We start from the raw sequence: 20,842 nt of genomic DNA on the forward strand, positions 1-20,842 counted from the left end.
AACTTAAAAATAAATTTATCCGATTTTACTCTATAAAATACGACAGGAACTCATTATACCTGTCGCATTTATATTATTTTCAGTTATTAAGCTGTTCCCTTAATTCTTCCACTTCAGATTTAGAAAGACCTGTTGTTTTTACTATTAAGTCTACTTCTAACCCTTCCTTTATTAGATTCTTAGCTATCTCAATATTTCTTTTCTGCATTCCTTCCTGTAATCCTTTTTCTATTCCTTCTTGTAGTCCTTTTTCCATTCCTAATAACTCTCTTCTTTCTAATATACTCATAGTAACAGCCCCCTTCCCATCTAATTTTATTATTTCATTTCTTATATCTTCTTCCATCACATCACCATTCGTTAATTCTATATATCTTAAATATATTTCCCCATAATATATTATTGTCTCAAATGATTCTTCTTTTTGTACCTCTTCTAATGCTAATAGAAAATTTTTCAAAACCACTTCTAAATCCTCTTCAAAGGAATATTTAAACGCTTTTAGCATCATTGCTGTTAATCTAGTTAGTTTCTGAAAGTCATTTTCTTCATATTCTCCTATATTGAAAAAATCATGTTTAAATACTGGTACTCTTTCTCTAAAAAATTCTGGTAACTGACAAAAACCTGGTATCATATCTCTTATGTCAGTCCTAATATTCCATTTTTCTTTTCCATGATAAATAAGCATTGGAACAATAATTGGCAGTTCTTCTTTGTTCTCTTTTTGTATTATTGTCATCCATGATTCTAGGATATATTTATTTAATTGAAATATTGCCAATTTATCTTTATAGGACTTATGCTCTATTAGAAAAGATATATAAGCATCTTTATTGTTTATTTTTACCCTATAAATTAGATCTGAAAAGTTTTCTTGTAATTCTTTGTTTATAAAGGTATCCTTCTGTAACTCCAAAGTATCCATATCCATTATATCTAAAGCTTCTTTAGGTATATTATTTTCTATAAAATCTTTTGCTATTCTTTTCTGACTAAATACTTCCTTAAATGTGGCATCATGTTTATTTACTATTTCATTTTTCATCCTATCACCAACTTTTTAGTCTTATTGAATTTATTATATCATTTATATAATTATTCTTCCATATATTCTAGTGGTATACTCTTATTCTATTATATCTACTTTAATATTGATGATTCTAAAAAATCCATATATATACATTGTATAAGCCTTTTGTATAACTTATACAACTGCTGTTCATTTAAAAATATATTAGTTTTATACCTTTTTTATTGATTTATAGCCACTTTATATAGTTAACATTATATATTTTCTATATATTATTATATAAATACTTTGTGTAGTTTGTCAAAAGAGCACTACTTTTGAAAACATAAAAACTTTATGATTTTTTAGCTTATTTGTAGTTAGTACTTGTAATTTTTGTTTATCATTTTCTATAATATAAAAATTAGCTAAAGTTTTGGCTTTAAATTTAAGTGTGATGCGGGATTAATTTTCCCAAATTACCCCTTTTTTTTCCAACCAATATTATCAATTATTTGCTAGTTATGAATAAAAGGTAATTACTAGCCCCTAAAAATTCTGATTTTTCACAGCAATAGTAGTGGTAATCTAACTATTTTCTATTTATTATAAAACAGTAAGATTTTATTCTTACTGTTTTTAAATTAGTTTTAGTCCTTCTTCTAAATCTTCAATTATATCTTTGCTATCTTCCAATCCAACAGATATTCTCACCATACTTTCTGTAAGACCAAATTCAGCTAATCTTTTCTCTGGGTATCCTCTGTGAGTAATGGCAGCCGGTATCTGAACTAAGGTTTCACAATCTCCTAAACTAACTGCCAACTGAGCCAATTTTAATCCATCTACAAATTTTATTGCAGATTCTAACCCACCCTTTACTTCAAAGCTTATCATAGCTCCAAAGCCTCTCATCTGTTCCTTTGCTATATTATGACCTTTAAAATCCTCTAAACCTGGATATAGTACTGAATCTATCTTTGTATGATTTTTTAGGAAATCAACTACTTCCTTTGCATTTTTTTCATGCTGTCTCATTCTAATTCCTAAGGTTTTTAATCCCCTAAGAAGCAGCCAAGCATTAAAAGGACTCATGGCTCCTCCAAATTCACACATATAGCCAAATTTTAAATAATTTATATATTCTATATCCTTAGATATGGCAACTCCTGCCACTACGTCACCATGACCACAGATATATTTTGTAGCACTATGAACTACTATATCTGCTCCTAATAATAATGGATTTTGAAAATATGGTGAAGCGAAGGTATTATCAACTACTATTTTTATATTATTTTTCTTTCCTATTTCTGCAACCTTTCTTATATCTATAATAGATAAATCAGGATTTGATGGAGTTTCAAAATATATAACTTTAGTAGATTCATCTATTGTGTTTTCAAGCTCATTCAAATCTGTTAAATCTACAATTTTATAATTTATATTATATTTTGGCAGCAATTCTGTAACTACACTATAAGATGAACCATATAGAGTTCTATGAACTATAATGGTATCTTTGGGTTTTAATAAAGAAAATATAGTAGAGCTAATGGCTGCCATTCCTGAAGAAAAAGCTACTGCTCCTACTCCATGTTCTAATTCTGCCATTCGATTTTCAAATAATCTAATGGTAGGGTTGTTTCCTCTTGTATAAACATAATCATCTGATTCAAAAGACATTATTTTATTTGCGTGTTCTATATTATCAAATACAAATGTGGAAGTTTGAAATATAGGTGGGTTTAAGGCATTACTTGGATTTTGGCCTTTAGCCCCTCCATGAATAGTCCTTGTATCAAATCTCATTTTATCCCTCCAAATCTTATTTTAGATTACTTACAGTTCTATAATTGAATTATTACATTTACAATTCTCTTGATTTAAGTCACTTGAAAATACTTTAATAAATCCTTCTGTAATCTTTGCTTTGCTTTTTTCCAAAGCTCCCTGAATGTCATGTATGGCAATTTCCCCTTTGATTCCCGTACACCAATTCGTAATGATTCCCACTACTCCATAACATATACCTAACTCTTTCGCCAGTACTACTTCTGGCACATTGGTCATTCCTACTACATCTCCCTCTAGATTCTTGTACATCTTTATTTCATACTGTGTTTCAAATCTCGGACCTTCAGTACATACATATACTGCCTCACCTTTTATATCTAATCCTATATCTCTAGCAGTTAGATAAAATTTCTCTCTTAATTTTTTACAATAGGGTTCACTCATATCCACATGCTTCACTGGCTCATCTTTTCCTTCAAAAAAAGTCATAGGTCTTAGTTTTGTAAAATCTATGAAATCTTTTATTATAACAATATCTCCCGGTTCATAGTTTTTATTACAAGATCCCACTGCAGCTGTTGCATATATATATTTGATTCCCAATTGTTTTAGAGCCATTATATTTGCTCTATAGTTTATTAAATGAGGTGGTACAGAATGTTCCTTGCCATGTCTTGCCAAAAATACGATTTCTTCTCCATTTATATTCAAAATATCTACTTCAACTTTACCGTATTTTGTATTTACTAATCTTTTTTCACTTATACTTCCTGCATCATATACTCCCGTTCCTCCAATTATAGCCTTTCCCATATTTTCACCTCTATAATTTATATTTAGTCCTTATTTTAATTTCATAATATTCTCTTTATATGGAAGTCTAATAATTCCTTTTTCAGTTATTATTCCAGTTATATTCTCCCAAGGTGTAACATCAAATGCAGGATTATATACATCTATTCCTTCTGGAGCAATTCTTATTCCATCTATATGAGTTACTTCAGATATGTCTCTTTCTTCAATTTCAATTTCTTTACCTGTTTCTATATCAAAATCTATAGTGGTTGTAGGTGCTACTATATAAAATGGAACATTATATGTTTTGGCTATTACTGATAACATAAAAGTTCCTATTTTATTTGCAGTATCTCCATTAGTAGCAATTCTATCAGCTCCAACTAAGATTACATCTATTTTTCCATCTCTTATTAAGGTTGCAGCCACATTGTCAGCTATTAACTTTGATGGAATTCCTTCCTGTACCAGTTCCCAAGCTGTTAATCTGCCTCCTTGAAGTCTAGGTCTTGTCTCATCTGCGTATACAAATATATTCTTTCCAGTATAGTGAGCTTCTCTAATTACTCCAAGGGCTGTTCCATAACCTGCTGTTGCCAATGCTCCTGTATTACAATGAGTTAAAATAGTAGCATTTTCTTTTATCACTTCATTTCCATACTTTGCCATGGTCTTATTTGTTTCTATATCTTCAACAAGTATGGCGTCTGCTTCCTTCTCTATCCTTTTATATAATTCATCTAAAGGTAGATTCTTGTTGCTTTCTATTAAATCTCCCATTCTTTTAATTGCCCACATTAAATTTACTGCTGTAGGTCTGGAGTTACCTAGAAAAATTAAAGCTTCTTCCATCTTTTTAAAGAATTCATCTTCTTTTAAGAACTCCTTAGCTGCTAATACTACTCCATAGGCTACTGTAGCTCCTATGGCTGGTGCTCCCCTGACCACCATATCTCTAATGGCAAATTCTACTTCTTTATAATCATTACACTGAAATATTTCATAAATTCCTGGCAACTTTCTTTGATCTATTAAATATAATATATCATCTTTAAACTCTATGGTTTTTATCTCCATTATTCTTCTCTCCCTCTAAATCTAGTTTAATCTTTTTTCACCTGTCCATAGGTCTTAAATTTTTCAATCATTAAAGTCATCTCTTTTTCAGACAATATTACTGGCTCTCCTATGGCTTTAGTTCTATAATATAATTCTGCTACATATTCAATTTCTTCAGTGATATTAAAAGCATTGGCTAAATCCTTTGAGCCTACTAAAAGTCCATGGTTGGCTAAAAGGACTGCATATCTATCCTTCATAGCTTCAAAGGCATTTTCTGCTAACTCTTTAGTTCCATAGGTAGCATAATTTGCACATCTCACATCAGGCCCTGCTAAGGCTAACATATAATGTACTGGAGGCAATGACCAATTCAAACAAGCTAATGTAGTTGCATACATAGTATGAGTGTGAATTATGGCATCTATGTCATCTCTATTCTCATAGAAAATCCTGTGCATATGATATTCACTGGAAGGCTCTCTATGACCATCTACTATATTTCCTTTTAAATCCAGAACTACAATATCTTCCACATCTATTTTAAAATAATCTATACCTGATGGAGAAATAGCCATTAAGTTCTTCTCTCTATTATAAATACTTAAATTTCCACCTGTTCCTTTAGTAAGATTGGATGTAACTAACTTTTTCCCATATTCAACAATTAGCTTTCTCTCTTCTAACATTATCATTAAATCCACTCCTATTCACTAGTTTAATAACAATTTCTCAAAAGCAACTCTTTCATTTCCATCTTCTAAATATATTATTCCACAATATTTATATCCATTTTTTTCTAAAGACCTTTGCATTGAAAGGTTTTCACTATGGGTATCTACTTTTATGCTGTGAATATTCTTACTTAAGCAAATATCTTCCACATATTTCATCATAAGGGTGGCAAGTCCCAATCCTTTATATTCTAAATCAACAGCCATTCTATGTATCACTGCATATTGTTCATTACTTAGCCATTGTCCTTTATAAATCTCTTTATAAGTTGGTTCTTCATCAAAGCTTAGATATACAGTTCCAATAATAACGCCATCTTTTAGTAACACATAACTATTTTTATTTTTTATATCTTCTCTTATAATATCATGATTAGGATAGTTGTTTTGCCACTGATCTATTTTTTTGTTTCTAAAGTTTTCTTGAGCCTTAAATATTATATTCATTATATCATCTATGTCCTTATAATCTGCCATTCTAAATTCCATTCCATCACTCCTACTTAAAATATAAGATATTTTTAAAATTAAACCAATTAAAGCTAAATATAATCTTAGTTAACGGATAGCTTGTCCTAATTATATATAACCTTAAATATTTTTATGAAATCATTATACTAATTTATAAAAGTATGATTAAAACTATTATTAAATTTTCTTGTAATAATATTCTTAATATCTTTATTAATTTCTACTGGATTTCTCTTTGTTCCAAAATACCTTTCCTCTATGATTATTTCTACTCCATGGTCCTTCATTACTCTTTTCATTGCTTCCATTGTAAAACCCATACTTAATTCATCTGGACCAGCACATACACCTATTATAATTGACTTTATGTTTTTAGAATCTAATTGGCTGCTCCAGCTACCTTTATGGAAAGTAAATAATGAAAAAAGCCTATCAAGAAATACCTTCATATATGAAGTCACATTGTAATTATAAGAAGGTGACCCTAAGATTATACCTTCTACAGTTTTAATTTTTTCAATTATTTCAGACATTTCATCATTGTAATAACATTTTTTATTCTTAATACAATATTCACATCCACTACAGATATTTTGTTCTATTTGGCTTAATACAACCTTATCTACTTTTCTTCCTCTTTTACTCAACTCTTCTATATAATGATTAATTAATGTATCAGTGTTTTTCCCTATTCTTGGACTGCCCAATACTGCAAGCCATCTTTTTTCCATTGGTTTTCCCCCTAAATATATCTTTTCCATAAATATTATCTTTAAAAAAATCAAACAAAAAACCTCTTAATCTTAAAATAATTCTGGAAATTTAAAGTTGATTTTCTTACTTAATGTTAAAGTATAATATTAACATCAAAGAAATAAAGTCGTATTTTTCAATCCTTGGGCTTTAAAGTTAAAGTTAAACTTTAACTTTAACTATTATATTTTCTAATATTATAACAAACTTTCCATTAAATTGTAACTGCTAACTCACAAACATCAACTATTAATGCTTTTAGAAAAAAATACTTATAATCATTATAATCCCTAAAATCAAAACTGGAATACCAACAACAATACCAATAACAGTTAAACTTAGTATAATACCAGTGATAGTGAAAAATAAACCTAATAATCCAACTAGTAATCTACCGGTTACTTTTAATACGCTCCCTATCAATGCAAATATTAATGTGAATAATATAATAAAAGGCAATAATAAAATCTTCATAACCTTCCCCCTTGAAATTTATTTTAATTTATCTCTTTACATTGTTCTCTCATACTAATATTCTATAAATCTTACTCCCATATGTTCCTAAGAAGTTAAGAATATTAAAATATAATAAAAAACCTTTTTATTCATCATAAAAAAATTCCTATGGATAATATTATCCATAGGAATTTTACATAAAAACTTTTATATGTATCTTTTTAAGATACCTTTATCTTTAACTGTGACAATGTTTCTTCTAAAGAATTCTTGCTACTATTATGACATCTTAATAAAGGTATGTTTTTTCGTTTCGCTTCTTTTGCCGCTGTTAAAGCCATCTTATGAGAAACTGTATTGGTAAATAATACAATAGCATCTGGATCACCAATACTTTTATTAAGTTTCGATGGCATCTGTGTAAAAACTTTCATTTTACAACCATATCTATTACCTACCTCTTTATATTCTCCATGCATTCTATCGTGTCCACCTACTAAAACTATACACATTTTATTTTCCTATTTAATTTAAAATTAAATAGGCTATCCCCCTTTCACTAAGTAAATTTTACTTTTATGTAGATATTGATAATCATTATCAATTGAATGTTCTAAAAAAACTACTTTTTTTTAAGTAGCATTTATTTATCTATCTATTTATAACAATTACGTTTCTTATTTTTATAATATCAAAACAAGCCCTGATTGTCAATATATTTTTTAGAATTTTCTAGTTACTTTACCACTAATATCAAAAAATTAAACAGTCTTTTATTTTACTATAACAAAAGACTGTTCTTATATAAAAATTATATCAATTTTTCTCCGCAATTTCCACAGAAATTTCCTGCTCCAGTTTTTTCTCCACAATTAGGACAAAAGTTAGGCTTTGCTTCATTGGAGGTTTCTTTAGTTTTATTTACATTCTCTATCATTTCTTTGGCTATATTCATTCCCATCATCATTCCAGCCATATCCGATGCAGCACCTCCTCCTTTAACTTTTCCTGAAGCTATTCCATCTACCATAGACACTTGTTGATACTTACTTACATCTCCTATCATACTGTGGGAAGCATTTTTATTTATCATTTCTTGAATTTCCTCAGGGTAATTAAAGCTCATTACATTAAATCCAGTAATATTTATTCCATCATTTAAAACCATCATATCTAAATCCTCTTTAATCCCTTTAGATATATCAAAAGCATTGGCCTGAAGATTAAACATATCCTTTCCTTCTTTAGTGATCCATTTCATCAGTAATTGATCAAGTATAGATGTTATCCTAAGTTTTACATCATCTACTAAATAGGTATTTTTTATACCAGCTACTTTATCTATTAATGTAATATAATCTCCCACCTTAAAATTAAAAGTACCATTTGCTCTAATAGGCAGACCACCAGGAAGTCCTAAAGTAGGAATGTTTATTGCATTTTTAGTACCCCATTTTACAGTAAATTCCTTTGTATTTATAAATAGAACTTCTGCTCTCATACCTGTATTGAATCCAAATTTAAATCCTTTTAGTGTAGATAAAAAAGGTATTATCTGAGACTCGATATCATATTCTCCCTCGTCTCTAAATATGCCTTCTATTTTTCCATTAAATAAAAATATAGCATCTTGACCGGGGCGAATAATCAATTTACTTCCTTTTTTAATTTCTCTATTGGTCCACTTCCAAAAAATCATATCATCTCTAAATTCTTCCCATTCTACTACATTAGCAAATTGTCCTTTAAAAAAACTCATCTATATCATCCTTTCATTTCTCAAATAGTATATTAAAATTTACCTCTGCTGCCACTATGAGAGTGACCTCCCCTTGACACTCCTCCGCTACTTCCTCCTCTTGAACTTCCGCCACCAGAATTATTATTATTTGATGGTTTTTTACGTTTAGTTACATCAGTTCGCAAATAAGCATCTCGTCTGCTAATAATCTTAGAGTTAGTATGATCTTTATAAGTACCTGCATTTACCGTTGTTCTTCCGCCAGTATTATAGGTCATAATCCCTACTGCTATACCTGCTATTCCAAGAGAAACCATTACTTGAAACCAAAATTTAAATAATATATTTTCAGGATTTACTCCAGGTCTTATTCCCATATATTTGTAGGAGGTTTTAATAAAGGAATAAAAAGCATCATAATAATTTCCTTTAGATAAATCAGGAGCAATTTTATCTCTAATAATATCTAACCTATAATCATCTAAGTATTTTTCTGCCTTATAATAACCTGCTAAATATATATCTCCGTTTTTCATATCAATAGTTAATATGGCAGTATTTCCATGGGATTTATCATATCCTAAACCCTTTTCATCATAGAAATCTTCCGTATAATCTATAATATCCTTTCCCATTGAGTCTGAAATAGTGAGTATTATAAGATCTGTTTCCCTTTTAGAACTATATTTATTTGCTATATTTTCAAGTTCCATTTTTTCCTCTTTAGTCAATAGATTGGCAAAATCGTATATTCTCTCTTTAGGACTTAATTCTCCTAAAGCCACACTGGATACTACAGTAAATATAATCACTAAGGACAAAATCCATTTCAAGTATATTTTATATTTCAATATAGACCACCTCCCATAAGTAAGGATATAAGCTTAAGACCTATAAATGTACCTACTGAAATTCCTCCAAACCAAGCTGCAACTTTTCCTTGGCTAATAGGTGGTTTCCCTACAACTTTTCCTGTTTGCCCATTCATAGCAAATATATATTCTGACCCTTTATAATCATAATAAACCATCCAAATTGGCAAAAGAGTATAATAAGCCTGTTTTTTATTTGTATCTATATCTTTTCTGCTATAGTTAACCATTGTATATCCAGATATAGTAGAACCAATAAATGATTCTATATATCTTTCTATTTTTGATGCAGCCCTTGGAAGCAATTCTTGATGATTATAATTATATTTTTCAGCAATATATCCTGCTAAATAAGGAGTATTAAAGTCTTTTAATTCTCCATAATTGAAAGGCTCTAATTTATCCATAAGCTTATCATCCATTTTCTCTGAGGCGTCTATGGGAACTTTTATATAATCAATATTTATATTTCTATATACATCATAATAACTAGTTTCAGTATATATATATTCACCTTTAGTATAGGTTCTTACTTTAGTACATATGGCATTTACCTCTACCTTGCTGTTTAAATCATATAACCAAAATGGCACATACATTCCAGTTATTCCCTTAACTCTATCTGCAGTCATAAAACCTTTTGGAGTCAGCAATCCATTTTTACACCAAGTTCTAAAGGTTTTCATGGCCTTATCCTTATTTATTGTAAATGGAATTACTTTAGATGGAGCTAAATCTCCACTTAATCTATCCAGCAATACTACTCCTGCCCCACAAAAACTACAGTTTGTAGCTGTAGTATCCTTATGGGTAATTAACATGGCACCACAATTTTTACAATGATATTCTTTAGCATCATTTTCTCCAAAGGTAGTCTCAATATTTTCTTTGGGAAAGCTATCTATATTGTCCTTCCTTCCACAGCTTCCACAGCTAAGCATCCCTGATTCACTGTCAAATACCATATCAGAACCACAATTAGGACATTTATAATGTATTACCATATCCTCACCTCTACAAACTAATCTATATACTTCAATAGGAAAGCCGTAGACTATGCTACAGCTTTTTTATTATTTATTTAATCTTTTCTTCAGTTCTTCTAATTCATCATCTATATCTGTATTCGTATCATATTTAGCGGTTAAATCCTTTATATCATCTTTTGGTCCTCTATTAAGTTCTGCCATTGCATTTGCTTCATCTAAAACTTTGTTTGCTTTTTCCTCCATTCTCTCAAAAGCAGAAATAGATCTATTAGCAGAATTTACAGATGATCCAATTTGATTAATCCTATCTTGAGTTTTGGCTACTGCCATCTTACCCTTTATCATTGTCTTTCTTGATTCTAACTCCCCAATATCAGCAACTAATTTGTCGTGCATTTCTCTCATTCTTGTGGCATTACTTTGACTTAAATTATAAGATTCCTGTAATTCAGATTGCTTTGCTGTAAGAGCTACTTTTCTCTCTAGGAATTTTCTAGCATCATCTTCATTATTTGCTTCCAATGCTTTTACCGCATATCTTTCCATTTTATTAACTTCTTCTATACATTCATCTAATTCTCTTTTTGCTCTTTGTTCTTGTGCCATTATAGATGCAGTTTCAGCTTTTACAGCACCTAAATCCTTATTTAAATTTCTTAAAACTTGATCTATCATTTTCTCTGGGTTTTCCGCCTTATCTAATAATGCGTTAATATTACTAGACATAATATCCTTAAATCTTGTTAAAATAGTCATAGTACCCATCTCCTTTAAAATATATGGTTTTATTTTTAATCTATGTATCGTATTTGATTAATATCCAATTCTATGAAAATTAATCAAATATTATTTATTCCACATCATGGAGTATTCAATTTCCTTAGTCTCATTATTTACTCTTTCTTCTATTATTTTAAATCCACATTTCTTATAAAAATTTATGGCTTTCAAATTTTTACCATAAACATCTAATTTTAAAGTAGAATTATATTCCTTACACTTGTTAATTAATTTACTACCTATTCCTCTATGCTGATATTCCTCTGCAATAAATAGTCCTGCAATATAAGAATCTTCTACAATACCAACAAATCCTTTTACCTCATTTTCTTCTTCATAAACAAATACAGTAGATTCCGGTAAGACTTTCTTTACAAAATCATAGTTATCTCTCCAATAATTTTCAGAAATAAAATCATGGGCAGTAATATTTGTTTCAAGCCAAATTTTCATTATATCATCCATTTTAGATATATCTAAAATTTTTATCATTTTCTTTACTCCTTTAAAACTCGCTAATCTATTAATTTAGAAAGTTTATTTTATTAAATTAGAATCTATAATAATATAATTTGCTCTATGAATATATAAGCTTTTTCCATCTATATTTAATCTTGTCATCTTAGGCAAATTATCTGGCACTGTTACATATACACTTTTACCTTGATATACTCCTATTGGAATCCCCATTTGACTTGATATAATAACAGTCTTTTCTTTACCAATCTTATTCTTGAAGTCATTTATATACCTATCTAATGGTACAAATCCACCTCCTGATTTTACATTTATATCAGTTGGAACTTGAAATCCCTCTACCATATCTAATCCATCTTCTGCAAAGATAACTGTATTCCCAACTTGTAACATCTCATCTCCATTAATTGTTATTTCCAATACACTAGACCCAAATCCTGTAGACTCTAAATCTTTATTAGCATCATTTTCAAACAATCCTACTGTTATTTTACTTCCCTCTAATGATAGAGTTTTATTAGCATAATGGTCATATGTTGATATATTAAAATGCACTCCTATTAAATCTCCTCTTATTGTGGCAAGCTTATCTCTAATTATGGCACATCCAGACAAACTTATAACAAGAGTTCCTAAAACAACTAATAAAATCAATTTAATATTTCTTTTATTTTTCATTGCGGTCTCCTTTTATATTATTTTAGAATATTATATCATAATTTAATCATATAAGATTAATATAATATTAATATAAAGATATATGAAATTAAAATTATTGATGGGATGATGCTAATATTTTTATTTATTGTTTCATCTGCATTTACCTATAGCTATCTAGTAAATAAATTTCTTCATCCTATCTCTATTATTTATTTGACATAGTCAATTGATATATTGACAATTATGGCAAAGTAAAAATATAATTCCAATTAATATTATATACTCTATCTTCTATAATCTTTTATAATACCATAGATTGCTATTTTATGGGCTTTTTATTATAGCTTATTAAGTTCGCCAGATTACTTCCATTGGCATAAACATTGCATCTAGTTGAATATATCAAATAAATATGTAATGGAGTGATTCTATGAACTTGCCTTCAATCTATGTAGATACTAAGAAAATTCAAAAGAATGCAGAGTTAGTTGTAAATATTTGCAAAAAATCTGGAATTGAAGTAATGGGTATTACCAAAGGAATTTGTGCATTTATCCCAGCAGTTAAAGCTATGTTAGATGGTGGTGTGCCAAAGCTTGGGGACTCTCGAATGATCAATATTATAAGTATGCGAGATGCTGGAATAGATGTACCTATATACCTTATTCGAATTCCCATGATGGCAGAAATCGAAAATGTAATTAAATTTACTTATGGCAGTCTAAATTCCGAATTAGCAGTAATAAAGGCATTATCGGAGAAAGCTGTTATCCTTAATAAAGTTCATAAGGTAATTTTGATGGTTGATGTAGGAGATTTAAGGGAAGGTGTACTTCCAGAAAATGTATTGGATATTGTTGAAAAGATATTAGAACTCCCTAATATTGAGTTAGAAGGTCTTGGAGCAAATGTAGGTTGTTATGGTGGTGTATTACCAAGTTATGAAAACACCAAAACATTAGTAGATCTGGCTATGAAAATTGAAAGCAAATATAAAATTCAATTAAAAACTCTTTCTGGGGGCAGTACCGTTAATTTGGATTTACTAGATAATGGAGAAATGGCTTTAGGTATAAACCAACTACGTATAGGTGAAGCAACTTTACTTGGGACTGATATTAAAACTCTTAAGTCTATTCCGGGAGCTGAAGTAAATACAATAGTTCTTAAGACTCAAGTAATAGAACTAAAAGTAAAACCATCTCGTCCTATTGGGAAAATCGGAAGGGATGCTTTTGGTAAAATAGTAGATTTTCAAGATAGAGGCAATAGAAAGCGAGCAATTGTAGCCTTAGGTAAACAGGATTGTGGATTAGATGGTATTTCACCTATGGACAGTTCTATCAAGATATTAGGCGCTAGCAGCGACCATATGATTTTGGATGTAACGGATTGTGAACTAGAAATTCAAGTAGGTTCAATAATTGAGTTCAATATGGACTATGGTGGCATGCTAGACCTTACAACATCAAAGTATGTAGAAAAAAACTAAAAGGCAAGATCTTGCCTTTTAGTTTTTTCAATTATTCTGATACAGCTATATTTTTTTTGCCTTTTAGTTTTACTTGTGGTTCCCTTGGTGTGCCGAATAATGGTATAAACTTATCAGCTCCTGTTAATGTAAGTAGAAGTATAGATACAACTGCTATTATACTCATGTAGTTATATTTTATAATATCACCAAAAGTAAATGTATGAAGTGGGTATATAGAACTAGCTATAGAGAGAAAATATACAACATAACAATGCCATGGTACAAATTGAGCAGAATAAACACCCATTGCGTCAGACAAGGTAGCATTTCTAAGGCGCAATTTATACATATCTTCTTCACTAGCTTCCACATTATTATCAGTCATACCTTTAAGTATTGGGCCGATAGTGACAATTTGCGCCATCTCATCTGCTAATGCTGCATTACCAAATATACATAGTATACCATTGTAGAACATTAATTGTTTTACACTTCTGGATATTTTCAATATAAATCTTGATAATGGCTCAAATGCATTCATCATACCCATAACAGCTCCAAAACCAACGGCCCATAGCATCATTGATATAGAGTTATTACCTGCATCTGAGAATCCTATATATAATAGATCACTTAAAGTTCTAAAATCAATAGTCTTAGCCACACTGCCCAGTATAAAAGCTCCAATCATTCCTATAAGTAAACATACAATTGTGGGAAGTCCTTTAAATGCAGCAACAAGAACAATGACTAAAGGTATGGCCATATACAGTGGCACACCATCTTTAACTTGATTCAAAAGAGCAACTGCTGATGGTCTTTCTGCCTCTAAAGTTAACCAAGCTTCCTCCGGTATTTGGTTGATTGCTTCTGCTGCACTAATGGTGTTATCTGGAAGCCGCATTCCAATAGCTGTTACATATATTAATATTGCTGCTAGAATTAAACATAATATGGACCATATCCCCTGATGCCTTATTCTATCCACAATTCCTACTTCCTGAATTCCTGAACTCACTATTGTGGTATCGGAAATTAATCCTATATTATCTCCAAAACAAGATCCTCCAACTATGGAAGCTAGTGTAAGTGCAACACTTCCTCCCACAATATGGTTTGCCCAGAGAAAAATCGGTGCACATGCGGCAAAAGTTCCCCATGAAGTACCAGTTGCAACTGATAAAACGCATGTAACTAAGAACCCGACAAGTGCAACTGTTTTACTTGATAATCCCAATTGTAGAGAAATTCTTATTATTGATGCTCCTACACCAGTAGCCATAAATACCTCAGCCATAGCGTATGAAAACATCAATATGAAATAGACTTCCATTACAGAACCTGCACCATCATAAACTACTTTAGTTACATCCTTAAAATTACGTTTTTCAACTAGCATAGCTATTATAATACCATATATAGTTGCATAACTAGCAGCAACCTTTACATCTATACCTAATAATAAAGCAGTTACCATCACGATTATTGGTGAAAATTTAATAAAAATCATTTTTCTCCCCCTATCTTATAGAATAATGATAATATTTTTTAAAAATATGGCTCGTATTCTATTTGTTAACTTCTTGATTTTCTTCTTAATATTCTGAGAATTACAGATGGAAAAATAGGTTTCATTAGTGACCTCCTGAAACCTTATACATTATGTCCATTCCATATCCAATTTTAATTCTATAATATCCTTCCAAATTCTTATCAAGAGCTTCATCACCTGTATATATTAAAAGTGGATTTCCTTTTAATTCAACTATCTTTGAGTTTGGAGAAATTACTATGATATTGTCTTTTTTTATTTTTTCAATAACTTTTGGACTAATTTGTTGATTACCTCTTCCTAGAAGATAACCTTGCCCTCCTGTAGGAGTAATGATTAATTTTCCTACACTATTTCCTAATATATCTAATATATCTTTTTCATTACAGTCCAATTTAACTATGGTTTTATTTTTAATAATATCTACACCTAATAATGAATTAGGCAAGTTAAGTTGATCCATAATGGCCTTTGTAGTAGTACCAGGACCTATTAGATAATATATATCTTCCAGCATATTATCTATTATGTCTAATCCAATTGCCTTTTGACTCTCTTCTTCCCCTAAAGGAGTAGGTGCCTTTTTGTTTTGTAACCATTCTTTTTTATAAGGTACCTTCAAATATCCAAAAAGTTTTGTCCTAACTTGATTATTTCTAAAGGCCTCTTCATCTATATCTACGACTTCCTCTTCCTTTATGTGAAGATTACCATCTTTTAAATACATTAAAGCTAATTCCCCTGCTAACTCCGGTGTATTTCCATAGACAGGAGATTGAATTTTCACCCCTGCAGGAATTCCCACTGTAACAACTCTATTTTCCACAGCATTATAAATATCCCTTGCAGTGCCATCACCGCCTACAAAAATAATTAAGTCTGCACCCCTTTTTTCCATTATTTTAGCCGCATTTAAAGTATCTAAAAAAACAGTTATTTTATTTGGTTTGTATACTACTTCATGATTAAAACCTAAAGTTTTACATTGATTTTCACCCATATCTGAGGAAGAAGTTAAAATCAATAACTCTTTCTTTATCGATTCTAATTTTCTTAATGCTTTTATGGCTTTGTTGGGGGCTTCTTTAATAGCCCCCAGTTGTATGGCTTTATTTAAAGTTTCTATACCATCTGTACCTTTTAGTCCAACTCTACCACCCATTCCAGCTATGGGATTAATTATTAGACCTATGATTTTCATGCTATCACTTCCATATTAATCTTCTTTTGTCTTTCTAAGATAAACTCTCCAAGTTGGACACCATTTTTCCGGATCATCTAGGCTTGTTTCATCTACTTGATGAATAGTACTATTATGTGGTGCATTATGGATTATTTCAGGATTCTCATATGCCTCATCAAATATGTGATGAATTGTCTTTATATATTCATCTAAATCATCTTTAGATGGTGTTTCAGTAGGTTCCAAAGTAAGTGGTTCTGGGATATAGTAGGGATGGTGACTTGACCAAATATGCATACCGAAATCCATTACCCTCCTAGCTAAGTCCCCTGATGTAATACCTGTATCCTTAGTTATTTCTTCCATAGTATATCTAGCTTGTTCAATCCTTTGTGTGTCTACTTTATATGGCACTGTTAACCCTTTGTACTCTAATAATTTCTTTATTAGATAAATATTATTAAGAGATGCAATCTTAGCCACTTCATAGAGCCCTTCAGCTCCTAAACTCATAATCCAAGAATATGCCTTAAGCACAACTTGAGGACTGCCTTGGAATGATTTTACCTTTCCAATACTGTTTTTCAAATCATAGTCTAAGAAATATTTATCTCCATCAAATTCTACTAAGGGTTTTGGTAAATAATCTCTCAATTCTTCAATTACCCCTAATGCACCGGAACCTGGACCACCGCATCCATGAGGTGTTCCAAAAGATTTGTGAAGATTGAAGTAACACATATGAAAACCTGCTTCCCTAGCTCTTGCTATGCCAAAGAGTCCATTGGCATTAGCTTGATCATAACAATTTAACCCACCAGCTTTGGTGATTAAATCCGTGAACTCCTTGATTCGAGGATTAAAAATTCCAGTATCCTCAGGATTAGCTACTACGAAAGCAGCTGTTCTTTCACTAACTGCAGCTTTGAATGCTTCGTAATCAGGTTGACCATTTTCATCTGTCATAATTGTAATTATTTTATATCCCTTTAAAGCTGGTGCAGCAGCATCTGAAGGGTGAGAGTATACAGTTGTTATTATTTCATCTCTCTTGTCTTCTTCTCCCCTCAATCTATGATACATTCTAACAATGGACGCCATAGACATAGTTGCTTGGGATCCTCCACCTGGTTGAAAACTGAAATAATTCATGCCTGATATTTCTCTCATCATTAAATCTGTTTTATATATTATCTCCAATATCCCTTGGACAGTGCTTTTATCTTGTAATGGATGTAAAGCTGTCATCTTTTCAGTATTTGCTATTTTATCGTTAATCTTAGGATTATATTTAACCGTACAGGTCCCTTGTCCGATTTCAATATTAACATCTCCACCTAATGTTTCTTGTGATAGTCTCAAATAGTGCATTAATACCCTTTTTTGATTTATCTCTGGCAAGTTAGGTAATCCATTTCTTCTCATTTTGGAAGGAATTTTAGATAATCCATCTCCAACTTGCTTTACTATATCTGCTTCTGTTTTTGGCACTAAGACCCCTCTCTCACCCTTACGACTTAATTCAAATATTATTGGCTCATTCCATCTTGCTTGGTGAAAATCTCTAACCTTAGAATTTCTAACTATTCGCTTCATTCAATCAATCCTTTCTATAGATTATCATTCTATGATTTCTCTAATAGCCTTCACTAGATTATCTATATCTTTCTTTAAGTGAATTTCAGTAACACAATATAAAGCACATTGCCCTAATTCAGGAAATTCCTCAGATAAGTCTTTTCCACCAAATATGCCTTTAACTAATAGTTCCTCATTTATTTCTTCGACAGTTTTCCCCGTGTCATTAAAATCTACAACAAATTCCTTAAATCCAATATTGTTAAATCTAGAACCTTTTACACTCTTTAATTTAGATAGTTCTTCAATAGCATATAAAGATTTTTGTACAATATTTTCTCCTAATTCATACATTCCTTTAGGCCCCATCAGAGATAAATAAACTCCAGCAGTAATACCCAGTAAAGCTGTTTGAGTACCTACATATTCCTTTCCCTTTTCCCTTAAGTTACCAAAGGAAGTTCTTTCATATGCTATATCTCCAAATCCATATTCTCCTTCTTTAATGGTAGGAGCTATACCAAATAATCTAGATGGAAACTCCATTACAAATCTTTCTTCGTCCTTAGTGGATATAAACCCTGACTGATTACCACCATAATTCATATGCATACCTAAAGGTTGAAGATCTCCACAGATTATATCGGCACCATAATGGGATGGAGGAGCTAACACGCCAAGGCTAGTTGGATCAACACCTACTACCAAAATTGCACCTTTATCATGGGTTATTTTTGAGATTTCTTCCCCCTGATCTTCCAAAAATCCTAAATATGATGGATTTTCAAAATATACTGCAGCGGTATTATTTGAAATGTTTTTCTTTAAATCCTCTAAGTCCATTCTTCCTGTTTCTTTATTGAAATTAATTAATTTAATTTCAACTCCTGGATCACAATAATTTTGTATTATCATTAGCCTATCAGGGCAAATAGTTCCTACTACTAAGGCTTCTGATCTCCTAGTAATTCTTGAAGCCATTCTAAGGGATGTAGCAGCAGCTTGAGCCCAATCAAATGTCGGAACATTAACCACATCCATATCTAATAGTTCTGCTACTAAAGATTCGTATTCGAATAGTGTTTGAAATCTTCCATGGTCATTATAGGGCTCACCTGCATACCCTGTTAAAAATTCAGCTCTACTATTTATTTCATCACATACGGCGGGTACATAATGTTGCCAACATCCTGCTCCTAAAAAGTTTATATATTCATTACTTGAAATATTTTTATTCATTATTTTATTTATAGATCTTTTAAGTTCATATTCTGACTCAAAAGCCTTTGGTAAATTCAAAGCCTTCTTTAATTTTAATTCTTCTGGTATTTCTACATGCAAATCGTCTAAAGATTCCAATCCTATTTCCCTTAACATTTCTTGCTGAACTTCTAAATTAGAGTTTGGAATATAAGGATGATTTTTAAATCCACGAATTGTCATACTTCTACCTCCTAATTTTTATTATGCAATCCCTCCACCATCAACAACTAAAGCTGTACCAGTAATCCATGTGGATAAATCACTACATAAGAATAGTACTGCTTTAGCTATATCTAGTGGCTCTCCTAACCTTTCTAAAGGTCTTCCCTTAGCTGAATCAACTAAAAATTTATCTATTTCTGATTTAAAACCTAATTGTTCTCCTTCACTTCTAAGCATAGCAGTATCTGTGTCTCCTGGATTAATTGAATTAACCCTAATATTTTGCCCCCCATGATCTATTGCCATAGCACGAGTTAAGTTTACAATCCCACCCTTTACTGCACAGTATGCTGCTGCCTTATCTCCACCTTTTAAACCCCAGCCTGACCCAGTATTTACTATGCTTCCTCCATCACCTCTTGCCATTACAGGTATGGTGTACTTGGAGAGTAGATATGTTCCCTTAAGTCCTACATCAAGGACAAAATCCCACTCAGCTTCAGTCAAATCTACCACTGTCTTTCTTACTGTAACACCTGCATTATTAAACAATATATCAATTCTACCAAATTCCCTTTCTATTGATTCAATAGTAGTTTTACACTCTTCATTATTGGTTACATTACATTTTTTAAAGATGGCAAAATTACCTTCATTTATTATTTCCATAACTGCATTTTCTCCACTTTCCTGATTTACATCAAGTAGCACAACTTTTGCACCATATTCTGCTAACAATTTTCCAGTGGCTAATCCTATTCCAGAAGCCCCACCTGAAACAATAGCTACCTTACCTTTTAAATCTAATGGATTATTCATCTTCTTCCTCCTTTTTTAATCTTCCTTTACATCCAATGATATATACTTGCATAAAGTATGCCATTAAATTAATAAAATAATTTTTTTCATAAAAACCCCATGATTACAGGAAATATTCAGAATATTGTATATTATCCATTGCTTTGTCAAGCTAATATGATATAATTTAATTGTCTTTAAAGGCAAATATTAACATATTATTGCCAACTATGACA

Annotated in this window: 21 protein-coding genes; 1 reads left to right on the forward strand and 20 read right to left on the reverse strand. The window is 30.9% G+C overall.

The window, feature by feature from the left end; translation table 11 throughout:
• Window positions 1-79: 79 nt before the first annotated feature.
• The 15 genes from KQI41_RS09970 to KQI41_RS10040 form a co-directional block, all read right to left on the reverse strand.
• Window positions 80-1,048 carry an Rpn family recombination-promoting nuclease/putative transposase gene (locus KQI41_RS09970; protein ID WP_216585220.1) on the reverse strand — a complete coding sequence of 323 codons (969 nt, stop codon included), beginning with the start codon at window positions 1,046-1,048 and terminating at the stop codon, window positions 80-82.
• Between the two features lie 603 nt (window positions 1,049-1,651).
• Window positions 1,652-2,824 carry a trans-sulfuration enzyme family protein gene (locus KQI41_RS09975; protein ID WP_216585221.1) on the reverse strand — a complete coding sequence of 391 codons (1,173 nt, stop codon included), beginning with the start codon at window positions 2,822-2,824 and terminating at the stop codon, window positions 1,652-1,654.
• Window positions 2,825-2,854: 30 nt separating this feature from the next.
• The gene (locus tag KQI41_RS09980; protein ID WP_216585222.1) at window positions 2,855-3,622 is read right to left on the reverse strand and encodes an S-methyl-5'-thioinosine phosphorylase; all 768 of its coding nucleotides are present in this window, start codon (window positions 3,620-3,622) and stop codon (window positions 2,855-2,857) included.
• Between the two features lie 30 nt (window positions 3,623-3,652).
• Window positions 3,653-4,681: an S-methyl-5-thioribose-1-phosphate isomerase gene (mtnA, locus tag KQI41_RS09985; RefSeq protein ID WP_244971101.1), complete on the reverse strand. Its 1,029-nt coding sequence runs from the start codon at window positions 4,679-4,681 to the stop codon at window positions 3,653-3,655.
• Window positions 4,682-4,707: 26 nt separating this feature from the next.
• Window positions 4,708-5,358 (reverse strand): L-fuculose-phosphate aldolase, encoded by a 651-nt coding sequence (locus tag KQI41_RS09990; RefSeq protein WP_154441412.1) that lies wholly within the window; start codon window positions 5,356-5,358, stop codon window positions 4,708-4,710.
• Window positions 5,359-5,376: 18 nt separating this feature from the next.
• The gene (locus tag KQI41_RS09995) at window positions 5,377-5,886 is read right to left on the reverse strand and encodes a GNAT family N-acetyltransferase (RefSeq protein WP_216585223.1); all 510 of its coding nucleotides are present in this window, start codon (window positions 5,884-5,886) and stop codon (window positions 5,377-5,379) included.
• A 128-nt stretch (window positions 5,887-6,014) separates the two neighbouring features.
• On the reverse strand, window positions 6,015-6,599 hold the full coding sequence (locus KQI41_RS10000) for a flavodoxin family protein (protein ID WP_195838008.1): 585 nt from the start codon (window positions 6,597-6,599) through the stop codon (window positions 6,015-6,017).
• A 280-nt stretch (window positions 6,600-6,879) separates the two neighbouring features.
• The gene (locus KQI41_RS10005) at window positions 6,880-7,095 is read right to left on the reverse strand and encodes a hypothetical protein (RefSeq protein WP_154441418.1); all 216 of its coding nucleotides are present in this window, start codon (window positions 7,093-7,095) and stop codon (window positions 6,880-6,882) included.
• Window positions 7,096-7,298: 203 nt separating this feature from the next.
• Window positions 7,299-7,589: a DUF2325 domain-containing protein gene (locus KQI41_RS10010; RefSeq protein ID WP_216585224.1), complete on the reverse strand. Its 291-nt coding sequence runs from the start codon at window positions 7,587-7,589 to the stop codon at window positions 7,299-7,301.
• A 299-nt stretch (window positions 7,590-7,888) separates the two neighbouring features.
• On the reverse strand, window positions 7,889-8,836 hold the full coding sequence (locus tag KQI41_RS10015) for an SPFH domain-containing protein (RefSeq protein ID WP_216585225.1): 948 nt from the start codon (window positions 8,834-8,836) through the stop codon (window positions 7,889-7,891).
• A gap of 32 nt (window positions 8,837-8,868) precedes the next feature.
• The gene (locus KQI41_RS10020) at window positions 8,869-9,669 is read right to left on the reverse strand and encodes a TPM domain-containing protein (protein WP_216585226.1); all 801 of its coding nucleotides are present in this window, start codon (window positions 9,667-9,669) and stop codon (window positions 8,869-8,871) included.
• Entirely contained in the window at window positions 9,666-10,694 is a 1,029-nt protein-coding gene (locus KQI41_RS10025; RefSeq protein WP_216585227.1) for a TFIIB-type zinc ribbon-containing protein, read from the reverse strand. The genes KQI41_RS10020 and KQI41_RS10025 overlap by 4 nt, the downstream gene beginning before the upstream one ends.
• Before the next feature lie 69 nt (window positions 10,695-10,763).
• Window positions 10,764-11,435: a PspA/IM30 family protein gene (locus KQI41_RS10030; protein ID WP_154441428.1), complete on the reverse strand. Its 672-nt coding sequence runs from the start codon at window positions 11,433-11,435 to the stop codon at window positions 10,764-10,766.
• A gap of 90 nt (window positions 11,436-11,525) precedes the next feature.
• Window positions 11,526-11,951: an N-acetyltransferase gene (locus KQI41_RS10035; RefSeq protein WP_216585228.1), complete on the reverse strand. Its 426-nt coding sequence runs from the start codon at window positions 11,949-11,951 to the stop codon at window positions 11,526-11,528.
• 45 nt (window positions 11,952-11,996) lie between these two features.
• Window positions 11,997-12,614, reverse strand: a complete 618-nt coding sequence (locus KQI41_RS10040) for a DUF5052 family protein (protein ID WP_216585229.1) — start codon at window positions 12,612-12,614, stop codon at window positions 11,997-11,999.
• Window positions 12,615-13,026: 412 nt separating this feature from the next.
• Between KQI41_RS10040 and KQI41_RS10045 the strand changes: the two genes are divergently transcribed.
• Complete coding sequence (locus KQI41_RS10045) at window positions 13,027-14,088, forward strand: alanine/ornithine racemase family PLP-dependent enzyme (RefSeq protein WP_216585230.1); 1,062 nt, start codon at window positions 13,027-13,029, stop codon at window positions 14,086-14,088.
• Between the two features lie 31 nt (window positions 14,089-14,119).
• On the opposite strand, the gene KQI41_RS10050 is transcribed toward KQI41_RS10045, so the two are convergent.
• The 5 genes from KQI41_RS10050 to KQI41_RS10070 form a co-directional block, all read right to left on the reverse strand.
• Entirely contained in the window at window positions 14,120-15,580 is a 1,461-nt protein-coding gene (locus KQI41_RS10050; protein WP_216585231.1) for a Na+/H+ antiporter NhaC family protein, read from the reverse strand.
• 124 nt (window positions 15,581-15,704) lie between these two features.
• Complete coding sequence (locus KQI41_RS10055; RefSeq protein ID WP_216585232.1) at window positions 15,705-16,823, reverse strand: ATP-NAD kinase family protein; 1,119 nt, start codon at window positions 16,821-16,823, stop codon at window positions 15,705-15,707.
• Window positions 16,824-16,838: 15 nt separating this feature from the next.
• Window positions 16,839-18,401 carry an aminomethyl-transferring glycine dehydrogenase subunit GcvPB gene (gene gcvPB, locus KQI41_RS10060; protein WP_216585233.1) on the reverse strand — a complete coding sequence of 521 codons (1,563 nt, stop codon included), beginning with the start codon at window positions 18,399-18,401 and terminating at the stop codon, window positions 16,839-16,841.
• Between the two features lie 24 nt (window positions 18,402-18,425).
• Window positions 18,426-19,826 (reverse strand): aminomethyl-transferring glycine dehydrogenase subunit GcvPA, encoded by a 1,401-nt coding sequence (gcvPA, locus tag KQI41_RS10065; protein WP_216585234.1) that lies wholly within the window; start codon window positions 19,824-19,826, stop codon window positions 18,426-18,428.
• Between the two features lie 21 nt (window positions 19,827-19,847).
• Window positions 19,848-20,627 carry an SDR family NAD(P)-dependent oxidoreductase gene (locus KQI41_RS10070; protein ID WP_216585235.1) on the reverse strand — a complete coding sequence of 260 codons (780 nt, stop codon included), beginning with the start codon at window positions 20,625-20,627 and terminating at the stop codon, window positions 19,848-19,850.
• Window positions 20,628-20,842: the final 215 nt, after the last annotated feature.

The organism is Tissierella pigra (assembly GCF_018917845.1).
Classification (GTDB): domain Bacteria; phylum Bacillota; class Clostridia; order Tissierellales; family Tissierellaceae; genus Tissierella; species Tissierella pigra.

What these genes read in the sequence shown, in the direction of transcription:
- KQI41_RS09970 (WP_216585220.1), bottom strand. Translation starts at nt 1,048, where the DNA reads ATGAAAAATGAAATAGTAAATAAACATGATGCCACATTTAAGGAAGTA.
- KQI41_RS09975 (WP_216585221.1), bottom strand. Translation starts at nt 2,824, where the DNA reads ATGAGATTTGATACAAGGACTATTCATGGAGGGGCTAAAGGCCAAAAT.
- KQI41_RS09980 (WP_216585222.1), bottom strand. Translation starts at nt 3,622, where the DNA reads ATGGGAAAGGCTATAATTGGAGGAACGGGAGTATATGATGCAGGAAGT.
- mtnA (WP_244971101.1), bottom strand. Translation starts at nt 4,681, where the DNA reads ATGGAGATAAAAACCATAGAGTTTAAAGATGATATATTATATTTAATA.
- KQI41_RS09990 (WP_154441412.1), bottom strand. Translation starts at nt 5,358, where the DNA reads ATGATAATGTTAGAAGAGAGAAAGCTAATTGTTGAATATGGGAAAAAG.
- KQI41_RS09995 (WP_216585223.1), bottom strand. Translation starts at nt 5,886, where the DNA reads ATGGAATTTAGAATGGCAGATTATAAGGACATAGATGATATAATGAAT.
- KQI41_RS10000 (WP_195838008.1), bottom strand. Translation starts at nt 6,599, where the DNA reads ATGGAAAAAAGATGGCTTGCAGTATTGGGCAGTCCAAGAATAGGGAAA.
- KQI41_RS10005 (WP_154441418.1), bottom strand. Translation starts at nt 7,095, where the DNA reads ATGAAGATTTTATTATTGCCTTTTATTATATTATTCACATTAATATTT.
- KQI41_RS10010 (WP_216585224.1), bottom strand. Translation starts at nt 7,589, where the DNA reads ATGTGTATAGTTTTAGTAGGTGGACACGATAGAATGCATGGAGAATAT.
- KQI41_RS10015 (WP_216585225.1), bottom strand. Translation starts at nt 8,836, where the DNA reads ATGAGTTTTTTTAAAGGACAATTTGCTAATGTAGTAGAATGGGAAGAA.
- KQI41_RS10025 (WP_216585227.1), bottom strand. Translation starts at nt 10,694, where the DNA reads ATGGTAATACATTATAAATGTCCTAATTGTGGTTCTGATATGGTATTT.
- KQI41_RS10030 (WP_154441428.1), bottom strand. Translation starts at nt 11,435, where the DNA reads ATGACTATTTTAACAAGATTTAAGGATATTATGTCTAGTAATATTAAC.
- KQI41_RS10035 (WP_216585228.1), bottom strand. Translation starts at nt 11,951, where the DNA reads ATGATAAAAATTTTAGATATATCTAAAATGGATGATATAATGAAAATT.
- KQI41_RS10040 (WP_216585229.1), bottom strand. Translation starts at nt 12,614, where the DNA reads ATGAAAAATAAAAGAAATATTAAATTGATTTTATTAGTTGTTTTAGGA.
- KQI41_RS10045 (WP_216585230.1), top strand. Translation starts at nt 13,027, where the DNA reads ATGAACTTGCCTTCAATCTATGTAGATACTAAGAAAATTCAAAAGAAT.
- KQI41_RS10050 (WP_216585231.1), bottom strand. Translation starts at nt 15,580, where the DNA reads ATGATTTTTATTAAATTTTCACCAATAATCGTGATGGTAACTGCTTTA.
- KQI41_RS10055 (WP_216585232.1), bottom strand. Translation starts at nt 16,823, where the DNA reads ATGAAAATCATAGGTCTAATAATTAATCCCATAGCTGGAATGGGTGGT.
- gcvPB (WP_216585233.1), bottom strand. Translation starts at nt 18,401, where the DNA reads ATGAAGCGAATAGTTAGAAATTCTAAGGTTAGAGATTTTCACCAAGCA.
- gcvPA (WP_216585234.1), bottom strand. Translation starts at nt 19,826, where the DNA reads ATGACAATTCGTGGATTTAAAAATCATCCTTATATTCCAAACTCTAAT.
- KQI41_RS10070 (WP_216585235.1), bottom strand. Translation starts at nt 20,627, where the DNA reads ATGAATAATCCATTAGATTTAAAAGGTAAGGTAGCTATTGTTTCAGGT.